The sequence below is a fragment of the Falsiruegeria mediterranea M17 genome, assembly GCF_900302455.1.
GTDB classification, from domain to species: Bacteria; Pseudomonadota; Alphaproteobacteria; order Rhodobacterales; family Rhodobacteraceae; genus Falsiruegeria; species Falsiruegeria mediterranea.
Genome location: NZ_ONZG01000001.1, coordinates 188,599 through 202,136, shown reverse-complemented (window position 1 = coordinate 202,136; position 13,538 = coordinate 188,599). Strand labels below are relative to the sequence as shown.

Below are 13,538 nucleotides of genomic sequence, written 5' to 3'. Positions count from 1 at the left end.
GAGCCATGTCACGCACCGCCCGCCTGTTCCAATTGATGCAAGCCCTGCGCTCTGGGCCGCAGCCGCGCACCTCGATCCAGTTGGCGCAGGATCTGGGGGTGTCGCCGCGAACGGTACATCGCGACATCGACACTTTGCGGGGATTGGGCGCGGTGATCGATGGTGAGGCCGGGTTTGGCTTTACCTTGATCGAAGACGCGACCCTGCCGCCCTTGGGGTTTTTGGATGATGAACTTGAGGCGTTGGTTCTGGGCCTGCGTGAAGTCGAGTTGATCGGCGATCCGGCCTTGTCCGAAGCGGCCAGTGCGGCCTTGCGCAAACTGCAGGGACGATTACCGCAGCGCCAGTCCCATCGCCTGAGCCACGCTGTGCTCACGGCCACCCGATTTGATCGCCCTCCCAAGCCGGGGATCGAGGTTGCGCGCCTACGTAAGGCGACGTGGGATGAGCAGGCAGTCGAATTCGGATATTCGGACGCCCATGGAGCCGAGACTCATCGTCGGGTGAACCCACTGTCGATTGTCTACATGGACCGAGCCAGCGTTTTGGTCGCCTGGTGTCATCTGAGGCAGGACTTTCGCACCTTTCGCTTGGATCGGATGCGAGAGTTGATCGTGACCGAACAGAGCTTTCGCCCCAATCGGGTGCCGCTGCTGCGTCAGGCCATTGAAGGGCTGCGGGCAGAACGGGCGCGAGCGGAGGATTGCACACCGCCCGAGTGATCCCTTTTGCGAAAGCGGCTTTCACGCTACCCTTGTGCCAGAGCAGACAATCGGGACAACCAAGATGCGTGTATGGCTGAGTGCTGCGGCAGTGACCGCCGCCATGATGCCCGGGGCAAGCACCGGGTCCGAGAACGAAACCGCAGTCAAACTGGCCTCGGCAGAGGTTCTGACCTCGCTGAGACCGCAACTCAGACCTGCGCGCGCGGATGCGATAAAACCCACCGCTGTTGCGTCCGAGGGTGGCTTTCAGAATTGGATCACGGGCTTTGGTCCTCGAGCCGAAGCTGCGGGTATCAAGCGGTCGGTTTGGCAGAAGGCGCTGAGCGGCGTGAGCTATGACGCCGAGGTCATCAAACGCGATCGCAACCAGTCCGAGTTCACCAAGACGGTTTGGGTGTATTTGGACAGTGCAGCCTCGGACCTGCGGGTCAAGAACGGAAAGGCGGCGCTGAAAAAGCGCAACGCCCTGCTGGACCGGATCGAGGCCAAGTATGGCGTCGAGAAAGAGGTCGTGGTGGCGATCTGGGGGCTGGAAAGCGCCTATGGAACGTTCCGGGGTTCCAAGAGTGTGATCCGCTCGCTGGCGACCCTGGCCTACGACGCGCGGCGCAGTGATTTCTTCGAGGAACAGCTGATCGCGGCCCTGCAGATCTTGCAGGCGGGCGATGTGGCCAGCCGAAACATGAATGGCAGTTGGGCGGGGGCGATGGGGCACACGCAGTTCATGCCAACCTCGTTCATGGATTACGCCGTGGATCACTCTGGCGACGGCAAGCGGGATATTTGGTCCGACGATCCGACAGACGCCTTGGCATCCACCGCTGCTTATCTGGCTGCGCATGGCTGGACCAAAGGGCAGCCTTGGGGTGTTGAGGTCACTTTGCCCAAAGGTTTCGACTATACTCTGGCCAATCGCGAGGTCACCAAGAACCCGAAAGAATGGGCCAAGCTTGGGGTGAAGGGTGTGAATGGCACGGCGGTGCGCAACCATGGCGCGGCCTCTATTCTGTTGCCCGGCGGGGCAGGGGGCGTGCCCTTCATGATCTTTGACAACTTCGAAGTTTTGGAGAGCTATAACACCGCCGATGCCTATGTGATCGGGGTGGGGCATCTGAGCGATCGCATTCGCGGCGCCAGCAAGCTGCAAGGCGGTTGGCCGCGTGGGGACCGGGCATTGACCTATGATGAGCGGATTGAGCTGCAGGAGCGTCTGACCGCCAAGGGGTTCGACACGCAAAAGATTGACGCAAAGATTGGCCCGCTGACGATCAATGCTGTCAGGGCCTATCAGGTGGCGAATGGGCTTGTACCGGATGGTTACGCCTCACCCCGCCTGTTGCAGGGCCTGAGATAAAAAAAGAGGGGCGTTGCCCCTCTTGATCCCTTGGATCAATTCACCCCGCCGTATTTTCCAATAGAAGAACGGCGGGGTGATTTTGTTTTAGCCTGGGGACATGCCACGCAGACGTTCCGAACGGCGGCGCAGCAGTTCAACTGTGGTCAGCAGCGCGATCGAGATCACCACGAGGATTGTGGCCACGGCCAGAATGGTCGGCGAGATCTGCTCACGCAGGCCGGTGAACATCTGCCATGGCAGCGTCTTCTGGCTGGCTGAACCAACAAAGAGGACCACAACAACCTCGTCAAACGATGTGATGAAGGCAAAGAGACCGCCCGAGATCACGCCGGGCAGGATCAGCGGCATCTGCACCCGGAAGAAGGTGGTAACCGGATTTGCACCCATGTTTGCAGCCGCGCGAGTCAGTGAACGATCGAAGCCCACCAGTGTCGCCGTCACGGTGATGATCACAAAGGGAATCCCCAGAACCGCGTGCGCCAGAATGACTTTGATGTATCCCACGAAGTTTTTGGAAAGCCCAAGTGTACCTTCCATCCAGTTGCCGATGCTCGAGTAGAAAAAGAACATGCCGGTGGCCGAGATGATCAGCGGCACGATCATCGGTGAAATCATGATGGCCATGATGGCGCGGCGACCGGGAACGTGACTCTGACTCAAGCCGATGGCGGCCAAGGTGCCCAAGCTCACTGAAATGACTGTGGCGATCGGCGCAATGATCAGAGAGTTCTTGAACGACCGCTGCCATTCATTGTTGGTGAAGAAGTCCTGATAATGCTTGAGCGAATAGCCTTCGGCCTCAAACCGGAGCATTTCCGGCGTAAACGTAAAGAAGTCCTGTGAGTTGAAGCTGAGCGGCATGACCACAAGGATTGGAGTGATCAGGAACACAAAGATCGCACCACAGATCACCCGGAAGCCGTAATGCCACAGTACCTGGCCGGGGGTCAGATAGGGCAACAGGCGCTGGCGATAGCGGCCTTCGTACATCCAGTATGTGAACCAATGAAAGAACCAGCCCGCAATTGCACCAAGGATTGCTCCGGGAATGCCACCAAAGACATAGCCCAAGGCAACAAAGACCAGGATCGAAATCCACTTGGCCATCTGCTCGTTCTTGAGCGCAAAGATGTACAGTGCCGCCAGGGCCGTGACGATGGCCGCGCCGATGACGATGCCAAGGAAACCGGAGTTGTTGGCCGTGCCGACGAAGAGCCCCAACAGTCCGCCTGACGCCGCAACTGTTGGCAGCACAAGAGACATTGGTTTGCGCGAGATAGGTGTTAGTGCAGCCATGTCCGTTACCCCAGCTTCACGTTGTCGATGCCCACGATCTTGTCATAGGCCCAGTAGAGGATCAGAACGACCACCAGTAGGATCGTGCCCAATGCGGCCGCAAGGCCCCAGTTCAAAGAGCTCGAGATGTGGTAGGCAATTCGGTTCGAGATGAAGACACCTTTGGTGCCGCCAACGATTTCAGGCGTGATGTAGTAGCCAATCGCCAGAATGAACACGAGGATCGAACCCGCGCCGATGCCGGGGATCGACAGTGGGAAGTAAACGCGCCAGAACGCCGTCCAGTTGGTTGCGCCCATGGATTTCGCCGCACGCAGATAGGTCGGCTGGATGGTCTGCATCACCGAATACATCGGGAGGATCATGAACGGCAGCAGGATGTGGGTCATCGCAATGATCGTGCCGGTTTGGTTGTTGATCATGACCAGTCGGGAGTCATCGGCTACCATGCCCAGCCAGACCAGAACTTCGTTGATGACACCCTGTTGTTGCAGCATGACCTTCCAGGCCGAGGTTCGCACGAGTAGCGATGTCCAGAACGGCAGAAGCACCAGGATCATCAGCACATTTGCAGTTCGCATCGGTAGGTTGGCCAAAATCCAGGCCACCGGATAGCCCAGCAGGATACAAGACCCCGTAATGATCAAGGACATGATCAGCGTGCGGCCAAACAGTTTGACCAGGATCTGTTTGTCCTCAGGCTGTGACTGCGCGCCTTCGGGGGTGCGGCGCATATCTACAGCATTCAGGAAATAGCCGTTGGTGATTGTCGGTGAGTGGGTTTTGATCACGCGCCAAGTTTCAACGTCGCCCCATTTTTTGTCGACGTCGATCAGCTTTTCCTTGAACGGCGCGTCCGCCTCGGGGTCCATCCGCTTGATCTTTCGGCCCGACTTACGAAACAGCGACGACATGCCAGTCTGTTCGTAGTTCAGGCGCGTGCCAAGGCGGGTGTGCCTCTTGGCGTCGATTGCGACGACCATATCGGCGACAAAGGCGGCATAGACGGGTTCATCCGGCAGCTCACCGCTGTCGGCGTTCCAAGCCTGCAACTCTGTCACTGTAAGCGGGAGAGTTTCCACGACAATGCTATTCTCGACCGAACGGGACAGCATCGAAAAGATGGGGATGATGAAAGAAAACAGCACAAAGAGGAGGAGTGGCGCAATAAGCATCAACGCCCTCATCTTTTGCAGTCTCAGCGCGCGGGCCAGGCTTTTCTTTAGCGGCGTGCCGTCAGCGGCAAGCATTGGCCCATCGGAGGTGTTGTCCGTCATGTCTTCCCCGTTGGTCTTGTTTTTATTGGTAAATGTCCAAACGAATGGAGAGGGAAAGGGCCGAACGCGCGGCCCTTTCCGAATTTTGGCCTAGGCGATTATTTCGCCAGCCACGCCTGGAATTTGGCGTCGATGTCGTCGCGGTAGTCAGCCCAGAACTCGTAGTTGTAAAGGAACGTGTTCTGCGCGTTGTTCGGGTCGGTCGGCATGTGCGGTGCCATGTCGATGCCCAGATCGGCGTGCTGACCAACCAGCGGTGCCGACGAAGCACGGGCCGGACCATACGAGATCCACTTGGCCTGATCCGCCAGACGCTGGGTGTCGGTTGCGAAGAAGATGTAGTCCAGAGCCTGCTTCTTGCGCTCGTCGCTCAGACCCGCCGGAATGATCCAGCCGTCCAGATCGAACACCTGAGCGTCCCACAGCATGGCAACCGGCTGCTTCTGCTCTTCGATGACCGAGAACAGGCGACCGTTGTAGGTCGAACCCATGATGACTTCGCCGTCTGCCAGCAGCTGCGGGGTGTCCGCACCGGCCGACCACCAGATCACGTCGTCCTTGATGGTGTCGAGCTTGGCAAGAGCCTTGTCTTGACCTTCGGGAGTGGCCAGAACGTCATAAACGTCATCTTTGGCAACGCCGTCACAGATCAGAGCCCATTCCATGTTGTTGATCGGACGCTTTTCCAGCGAGCGCTTGCCCGGGTATGCATCGGTGTCGAAAACCGCGCAAACGCTGGTGGGGGCAGTGTCGCCAACCAGGTCGGTGCGATAGCCGAAGGTGGTCGAATACACGATCTGCGGGATGAAGCAGTCGGAAACCAGCAGGTCGCCAAAGTCGTCAGCCGCCGAAGTGCCATCAGGCGCAGGTGCCAGCATGGTGTCGGGATCGATTTCCATTGCCAGACCTTCGTCGCACAGACGGATCGCGTCCGCCGCAACAACGTCCACTACGTCCCAGGTCACGTTGCCCGCTTCGTTCATGGCGCGCAGCTTTGCAACCGCTTCGGCCGAGCTGTCGTCGTTGATGATGGTGACACCGGTCTTTTCCGAATAGGGGTCGTGATAGGCGTTCTTTTGCGACTTGGTATACGCGCCACCCCAGGACACGATGGTCATTTCCTGCGCAAATGCAGCAGGCGCCACCAGAGCCGTTGTCACTGCAAGTGCTGTGAGTTTGGTGAATTTCATATTTCTCTCCATTGTTGAACGTATATTTCAGACGGCCCCGATCTGATGTCGGGGTCCGCAAAGGCTTGCGATCAGGCGTCCAGCGCCCGGCAATCTTCGGGCAGCCAACCAATCTCGATCATCGAGCCTGGCTCGTGACGAACCTGATCGGGGGCATTCCGGGTTTTGATGACGAATTCGTCGTTTCCGGCAACACGCAAGCGTGTGCGGAAGATGTCGCCCATATAGATGAACTCCAGCACTTCGGCTTTGATCGTATGGGTGCCTTCTTTCAGGCGGTCCTTGTTGTATTCGACTCGCTCGGGGCGGATCGATACCCGCGTACGGTCGCCCACACCCACGTTGATCGGCTTGGCATCGATCAACTCGCCATCGTCGAGCTTGACCACGGCCACTTCACCGTTGATTTCCTGAACCACACCTTCGAGCGTGTTGTTTTCACCGATGAACTGCGCAACGAAACTGTTTTCAGGCTCTTCATACAGCGTATCGGGCGGCGCCAACTGCTGGATTCGACCATCGTCGAACACGGCAACGCGGTCCGACATGGTCATCGCCTCGGTCTGGTCGTGTGTCACATATACAGTCGTAATACCCAAGCGATGCGCCAGATCGGTGATTTCGAACTGCATCTTTTCCCGCAGCTGCTTGTCGAGCGCGCCAAGCGGTTCATCCATCAGAACCAGTTCAGGTTCAAACACCAATGCGCGCGCCAAGGCGATCCGCTGCTGCTGACCACCCGAAAGTTGTGCCGGGCGGCGGCCGCCAAAGGCGCCCATTTCCACCATGTCCAAAGCGCGCTTTACCTTCTCTTCACGCTCGGACTTGCCGATCTTGCGCACTTCCAGGGGAAAGCTCAGATTTTCGGCAATCGTCATGTGCGGGAACAGGGCATAGTTTTGGAACACCATACCGATGCCGCGCTTGTGCGGCGGAATGTTGTTGATCGATGTGCCGCCCAGACGGATGTCGCCATGTGTAGCGGTTTCGAAACCGGCCAACATCATCAGGCAAGTGGTCTTACCTGAACCCGACGGGCCGAGCATCGTTAGAAACTCGCCTCTTGGCATTGTGAGATTAAGATCTTTGACGACCAGAGTTTCGCCGTCATAACTTTTTTGAACGCGTTCGAATTCTACGAACGCGTCATTGCTGGATGATGCAGTCAACGCCAGCTCCCCGAAGTTTGTTTGCCGCGGTCTGTGCCGCTTTGGATAAAGCTTAAGCGCCGAGTTGGATACAAAGCAACAGAATTACGACGCCCGAGAGACGCTTGCGACCATTTTGGGGGCGGAATCGTCATCCGGGTTGCCAAAAAAAGAGGCGACCACTTGGAATGGTCGCCCCGAGAATCAGATGCTGCAGCTCGTCGAACCTGACGCGGGGTCAGGAAGCAGCCTTCATCATGTCTTTTTCGATGAGTTCCGCATGCGCTTCATCCAGAGATTTGCGAATCCGTTTCATCATCTCGTCAATGTCCGCAGGGGTCAGGATGAGGGGGGGTGAGATGATCATGCGGTCGCCCACATGGCGCATCACCAGATTGTTGGCGAAACAGCGGTCGCGACAGACGTAACCAACGGTGCCCGGCTCGGTTGCGAACTTGGCACGGCTGGCCTTGTCTGGGGTCAGTGCAATCGACGCCATCATGCCGCAAATCTTGGCCTCGCCTACCAGTGGGTGATCCGCCAGAGCTTCCCATTGTTCTTTCAGATAGGGGGCGGCCACGTCGCGGACGTGATCAACGATGCCCTCTTCTTCGAGGATACGCAGGTTTTCCAGTGCGACGGCTGCGGCCACCGGATGACCCGAATAGGTGTAGCCATGGTTGAATTCACCGCCTGCGATCACTTCGGCGACTTCGTCACACACAATCGACCCGCCGATGGGCGCATAGCCCGAGCTGAGGCCCTTGGCGATGGTCATGATGTGAGGTTTGATGCCGACGGTTTGCGAACCAAACCAATCGCCTGTCCGACCAAAGCCGCAGATCACCTCGTCCGCGATCAACAGGATATCATACTTGTCGCAAATACGCTGAACCTCAGGCCAGTAGGTTGCCGGAGGGACAATCACGCCGCCCGCGCCCTGGATGGGCTCACCGATAAAGGCGGCGACGCGGTCTTCGCCCAATTCCAAAATGGCCTTTTCCAGCTCTTGCGCACGAGCAAGACCAAAGTCTTCGGGGGACATATCACCGCCTTCGGCCCACCAGTTGGGCTGGTCGATGTGGTGGATGTCCGGGATCGGCATGCCGCCTTGGGCGTGCATGTGCACCATTCCGCCCAGGCTGCCCGACCCAACGGACGAGCCATGGTAGGCGTTCTTGCGACTGATGATGATATTCTTGTCTGGCTGGCCCTTGTTGGCCCAATAGGTGCGCACCATTCGGATATTGGTGTCGTTGGCTTCAGACCCGCCGGCGGCAAAGAAGACATGGTTCAGGTCACCGGGCGCCAGTTCGGCCAGTTTGTTGGCCAGTGCGATGGCGGGCACGTGGGTGGTCTGGAAGAACGTGTTGTAGTAGGGCAGCTCGCGCATTTGGCGCGCAGCGACTTCGGCCAGCTCGTCCCGACCGTAGCCGATGTTGACGCACCACAGGCCCGCCATGGCATCCAGAATTTCCTCACCCTCGCTGTCGGTCAGGTAGACCCCTTTGGCCCGCGTGATGACGCGTGCGCCTTTTTGGGCCAGTTCACCGTTGGCGGTGAAGGGGTGCATGTGATGGGCGGCATCCAGGGCTTGAAGCTCGGCCGTGGGAAGATGGTTCGTGATCGTAGGCATGATGCGGACTCCTCGCAAAAGGGCTTTGAACGCAGAATATGATCAAATTATCCTAAGTCAATCGGCAAGCTGAGTCACGCGGTGTTTGCCAACATTCCGACCATCAGTTCCATGCCTTGTTCAACGTCCTGTTCCATGGCGCGCCCGGCAGCCTGGGCATCGGCATTGCGCAGGGCGATCAACATGTCCTTGTGCCGGTCGGGCAGGTTTTGCGTTCCAAAACGGCCACATACGACGCGCAGAGAGGGACCGAACCGCAACCACATCCGGTCTGCAAGATCCCGCATGATGGGCGCATCCGCCGCCCCGTACAGGGCCTCGTGAAACGCATGGTTGTGGCGCAAGTAACCGGCAACGTCCCCCACCGAGATGGCGTGATCCAGCGCATTATCAATGGCCTCAAGCGTGTCCACCTGGGCCGATGTGATGCGGATCGCAGCCCTGCGGGCAAGCTCGGATTCGGTTGATTTTCTTACGTAAATCAACTGCTCGACATCATTGGCGGTCAGGACCGGAACGCTCACGCGCCGATTTCCCTGAAAAATCAGTGCCCCGTCCGAGATCAGACGGCGGATCGCTTCGCGCACAGGCGTCATGCCAACACCCAGCGAATCAGTCAGGCCTTGAATGGTCACAGCCTGCCCCGGAGCCATCTCTCCGAACAGAATTTGCGCCTTGAGCGTCTGGTATACCTGCTCGTGTGCCGGGCGTTTTTCGGTTTCCGGGTTTTCAGCCGGTGCCTTATTTTTGATCATATTCAAGGGGATTGACCCAATTTTTCTTACGTTGTTCCGCGCTTGCTTTGGATGAAATCATAAACACTGTTGCCGCAGAAGGCAAAACTTGATCAAATCTAGGCAGGCGGGAGCATACCCGCTGCCACGCAGGGAGACACTCATATGAAATTCAAAACGCTGACGCTGACGGCCGTGATGGCACTCGCGACCTCGGCGGCCTTTGCTGAAGAGGTCCGGGTCTACAACTGGTCCGACTATATCGACGAAGAACTGTTGACCAAGTTCGAAGAAGAAACCGGGATCAATCTGATCTACGACGTGTTCGACAGCAACGAGGTTCTGGAAACCAAAATGCTGGCCGGTGGGTCGGGTTACGACGTCGTGGTCCCGTCTGGCACCTTCCTGCAACGGCAGATTCAAGCTGGGGCGTTCCAGAAGCTGGATATGTCCAAGCTGCCAAACGCCGTTAACCTGTGGGACGTGATCCAGGATCGTACATCCGGCTATGACCCGGAAAATGCCTATTCGATCAACTACATGTGGGGCACAACCGGCCTCGGTGTGAATGTCGGCAAGGTCAAAGAAGTGCTGGGTGATGATGCGCCGATGGGCAGCATGGACCTAGTACTCAAGCCCGAGAACATGGAAAAGCTCGCGTCGTGCGGGGTGCATTTCCTGGACGCGCCGTCGGAAATGATCCCGATGGTGTTGCAGTATCTGGGTGAAGACCCTGACAGCCACGACAAGGACGTGATCGCCAAGGCCGAGCCGATCCTGGCCGCCGTGCGTCCGCATATCCAGAAATTCCACAGCTCGGAATACATCAACGCGCTGGCCAACGGCGACATCTGCGTAGCGGTCGGTTGGTCGGGTGACATCCTGCAAGCCCGTGATCGCGCGGCTGAGGCCGAAAATGGGGTCGAGATTGCCTATAACGCCTTTTCGCAAGGCTCGCTGATGTGGTTCGACCAGATGGCCATTCCTGCGGATGCCCCGAACCCGGATGCAGCGCACAAGTTCCTGAACTTCATCCTGGACGCCGAAAACATGGCGGCGGCATCGAACTATGTCTACTACGCCAACGGCAACAAAGCTTCGCAGCCGCTGTTGGAATCCGATGTGATCGATGATCCTGCGATCTATCCGGATGAGGCGACGATGCAAAACCTGTACATCACTACGCCTTACCCTGCCAAAACCCAGCGGGTTGTGACGCGTCTGTGGACCAAGATCAAATCGGGCACCTGATTTGAAACAGTCAAACGGCCGGGCGCGATTGCCCGGCCGTTTTTTGGTTACACTGCATGACCGTAAATATCGGGACGTATGGGGGATATCGTGAGTTCAACCGTTTTTGAGCCGTGGACAGATCCACAGGCTGAACCGCTGATCCGTTTTCGAAATGTCACCAAAAGGTTCGGATCGTTCACCGCGATCGACGACCTGACTTTGGACATCTACGAAAAAGAATTTTTTGCCCTGCTTGGCCCGTCAGGCTGCGGCAAGACCACGATGATGCGCATGCTGGCGGGGTTCGAAAACCCGACCGAAGGCAGTATCGAGCTGGCCGGTCGGGACATCGCCAACGTCCCCCCCAACAAACGCGCAGTGAACATGATGTTCCAGTCCTATGCGCTGTTTCCGCACCTGAACATCTGGGACAACATCGCCTTTGGCCTGCGTCGCGACAAGATGCCGAAGGTCGACCTAGAGGCGCGGGTCGAAGAAATGCTCAAGCTGACCCGGTTGGAGAAATTCGCGAAGCGCAAGCCGCACCAGATCTCGGGCGGGCAACGCCAGCGGGTGGCCCTTGCGCGGTCATTGGCAAAGGCGCCGAAACTGCTGCTGCTGGACGAACCCTTGGGTGCGCTAGACAAGAAGCTGCGCCAGGACACGCAGTTCGAATTGATGGACATTCAAGAAAAGACCGGCACCACCTTTGTCATCGTGACCCACGACCAGGAAGAGGCGATGACCGTGGCCAGCCGAGTCGCTGTCATGGACGAAGGCCATTTGATGCAGGTGGCCACACCAGACCGGATCTATGAGAACCCAGAGTCAGTATATGTCGCTGACTTCATTGGAGATGTGAACATCATCCAAGGCCGCGCATCCGCTGTTGGCGGCGAAACCTACAGCATCGATTGGGCCGAAGGACAGGGGCAATTGACCGCGACCTCGGCTACCTCTTTCGACAATGGCCAGACTTGCCATTTGGCAATCCGCCCCGAAAAGGTGACCATCACAGCCGACCGACCCGAAGTCGCCGACAACGTGGTGCAAGGCCGGGTGCATGACATCGCCTATCTGGGCAACCTGTCGACCTATCATGTCGAGCTGCCCAACGGCACGATCATCAAGGCGCAGACGGCCAACACCCGCCGTATCTCGCGCCGCAGTTTCACGTGGGAAGACCCGGTCTGGCTGTCGTGGACGGCCACCGCCGGTGTTTTGTTGGCGAACTGATGCGCCGCGCCGTCCTGATCGCCATTCCCTACGCCTGGTTGCTGGCGTTGTTTCTGGTGCCTTTTGGCATCGTCTTGAAAATCTCGCTGAGCGACACGGCCATTGCCATCCCGCCCTATGTCCCAACGCTTGATCTGGCCGAAGGGTGGGCCGGGTTCCGGGCCTTTCTGTCCGAGCTGGATTTTGAAAACTTCGTTTGGCTGACCGAGGACGACCTGTATTGGAAGGCTTATCTGAGCAGCCTCAAGATCGCGCTGATCTCGACGATCTTTACACTGCTGGTCGGATATCCCATGGCCTATGGAATGGCCCGCGCCCCAGAGGAATGGCGCCCGACGCTGATGATGCTGGTCATCTTGCCGTTCTGGACCTCGTTCCTGATCCGGGTTTATGCGTGGATGGGTATCCTAAGCAACGAGGGGTTCCTGAACCAGGCGCTGCTGTGGCTGGGCGTGATTGGCGAACCGCTTGCGCTGCTCAACACCAATACGGCCGTCTACATCGGCATCGTTTACACCTATTTGCCGTTCATGATCCTGCCGATCTATGCCGCGCTCGACCGGCTGGATGGGTCGCTGATCGAGGCTGCCGAGGATCTGGGGTGTTCCCGGTTGCAGGCGTTCTGGCTGGTGACAATTCCGCTGTCGCGTCCGGGGATCATCGCAGGATCGTTCCTGGTCTTCATCCCGGTTCTGGGAGAGTTCGTGATCCCCTCGCTCTTGGGTGGGTCTGGCACGCTGATGATCGGTAAGGTTCTGTGGGAAGAATTCTTCTCGAACCGTGACTGGCCGGTGGCAAGTGCTGTGGCCGTGGTGCTGCTGTTGATCCTGGTGATCCCCATTGTGCTGTTCCAGCGCAACCAGCAAAAACAGGCGGAGGCAGAGCAATGACCAGATTGAGTTGGTTCAATGTCGTCTCGCTGACGCTGGGGTTCGCGTTCCTGTATATCCCGATGCTGATCCTGATCATCTTCAGTTTCAATGAAAGCAAGCTGGTGACCGTCTGGGCCGGGTTTTCGACAAAATGGTATGGCGAGCTGATGCAGAACGAGGCGTTTTTGAACGCTGCCTGGGTCACGGTCAAAGTGGCGGTCATGTCGTCAACCCTGGCGACCGTGCTGGGGACAATGGCGGCTTATGTGATGGTCCGGGGGGGCCGTTTCATGGGGCGCACCCTGTTTTCGGGCATGATCTATGCGCCGCTTGTGATGCCCGAAGTGATCACCGGCCTGTCGCTCTTGCTGTTGTTCATCGGGATCGGATTGGATCGCGGCGTGCTGACCATCGTGCTGGCCCATACGACGTTTTCGATGTGCTATGTCTCGGTGGTGGTATCATCCCGGTTGGTGACTTTTGATCGGTCCCTGGAAGAGGCCGCCCTGGATCTGGGATGTTCCCCGGCCGAGGCGTTTCGCCTTGTGACACTGCCGATCATCGCACCTGCGGTCATCTCTGGTTGGCTTTTGGCCTTCACCCTGTCGTTGGATGACCTGGTGATCGCGTCTTTCACGTCGGGCCCGTCTGCAACCACGCTTCCGATCAAGATCTTTTCGGCCGTGCGCTTGGGTGTCTCACCCGAAATCAACGCGTTGTCGACCATCATGATCGCGATTGTCACGGTTGGCGTGATTACCGCGTCACTGGTCAGCAAACGCGCCATGGTGCGCCAAAAGCAAGAGGAACAAGCTGCGGCTCGGACCACCTGAC

The 13,538-nt window shown here is 57.9% G+C and carries 12 protein-coding genes; 6 read left to right on the top strand and 6 right to left on the bottom strand.

Translation table 11 applies throughout. The features are described 5' to 3' along the window. Positions 1-5 precede the first annotated feature (5 nt). Positions 6-722: a helix-turn-helix transcriptional regulator gene (locus TRM7615_RS01015; protein ID WP_108785053.1), complete on the top strand. Its 717-nt coding sequence runs from the start codon at positions 6-8 to the stop codon at positions 720-722. A 64-nt stretch (positions 723-786) separates the two neighbouring features. Continuing rightward, positions 787-2,079, top strand: a complete 1,293-nt coding sequence (locus TRM7615_RS01010) for a lytic murein transglycosylase (protein WP_108785052.1) — start codon at positions 787-789, stop codon at positions 2,077-2,079. Between the two features lie 87 nt (positions 2,080-2,166). Here TRM7615_RS01010 and TRM7615_RS01005 read toward each other — a convergent pair whose 3' ends face one another. The 6 genes from TRM7615_RS01005 to TRM7615_RS00980 form a co-directional block, all read right to left on the bottom strand. Next, complete coding sequence (locus TRM7615_RS01005) at positions 2,167-3,378, bottom strand: ABC transporter permease (protein ID WP_108785051.1); 1,212 nt, start codon at positions 3,376-3,378, stop codon at positions 2,167-2,169. A gap of 5 nt (positions 3,379-3,383) precedes the next feature. Continuing rightward, positions 3,384-4,655 carry an ABC transporter permease gene (locus TRM7615_RS01000; protein WP_108785050.1) on the bottom strand — a complete coding sequence of 424 codons (1,272 nt, stop codon included), beginning with the start codon at positions 4,653-4,655 and terminating at the stop codon, positions 3,384-3,386. Between the two features lie 98 nt (positions 4,656-4,753). Next, positions 4,754-5,845, bottom strand: a complete 1,092-nt coding sequence (locus TRM7615_RS00995; protein WP_108785049.1) for an extracellular solute-binding protein — start codon at positions 5,843-5,845, stop codon at positions 4,754-4,756. A 71-nt stretch (positions 5,846-5,916) separates the two neighbouring features. Beyond that, entirely contained in the window at positions 5,917-7,014 is a 1,098-nt protein-coding gene (locus TRM7615_RS00990; RefSeq protein ID WP_108785048.1) for an ABC transporter ATP-binding protein, read from the bottom strand. Between the two features lie 217 nt (positions 7,015-7,231). Beyond that, positions 7,232-8,629: an aspartate aminotransferase family protein gene (locus TRM7615_RS00985; protein ID WP_108785047.1), complete on the bottom strand. Its 1,398-nt coding sequence runs from the start codon at positions 8,627-8,629 to the stop codon at positions 7,232-7,234. A gap of 74 nt (positions 8,630-8,703) precedes the next feature. Next, positions 8,704-9,384, bottom strand: a complete 681-nt coding sequence (locus TRM7615_RS00980) for a GntR family transcriptional regulator (RefSeq protein WP_108785046.1) — start codon at positions 9,382-9,384, stop codon at positions 8,704-8,706. A 144-nt stretch (positions 9,385-9,528) separates the two neighbouring features. On the opposite strand from TRM7615_RS00980, the gene TRM7615_RS00975 reads away from it, so the two are divergent. From TRM7615_RS00975 to TRM7615_RS00960, 4 genes are all read left to right on the top strand, one after another. Next, positions 9,529-10,614, top strand: coding sequence for a polyamine ABC transporter substrate-binding protein (locus TRM7615_RS00975; RefSeq protein ID WP_108785045.1), 1,086 nt, complete (start codon positions 9,529-9,531; stop codon positions 10,612-10,614). Between the two features lie 90 nt (positions 10,615-10,704). Beyond that, the gene (locus tag TRM7615_RS00970) at positions 10,705-11,832 is read left to right on the top strand and encodes an ABC transporter ATP-binding protein (protein ID WP_108785457.1); all 1,128 of its coding nucleotides are present in this window, start codon (positions 10,705-10,707) and stop codon (positions 11,830-11,832) included. Beyond that, the gene (locus tag TRM7615_RS00965; RefSeq protein WP_108785458.1) at positions 11,832-12,722 is read left to right on the top strand and encodes an ABC transporter permease subunit; all 891 of its coding nucleotides are present in this window, start codon (positions 11,832-11,834) and stop codon (positions 12,720-12,722) included. Before TRM7615_RS00970 ends, TRM7615_RS00965 begins: the two co-directional genes overlap by 1 nt. Beyond that, on the top strand, positions 12,719-13,537 hold the full coding sequence (locus TRM7615_RS00960) for an ABC transporter permease (RefSeq protein ID WP_108785044.1): 819 nt from the start codon (positions 12,719-12,721) through the stop codon (positions 13,535-13,537). Before TRM7615_RS00965 ends, TRM7615_RS00960 begins: the two co-directional genes overlap by 4 nt. Position 13,538 lies beyond the last annotated feature (1 nt).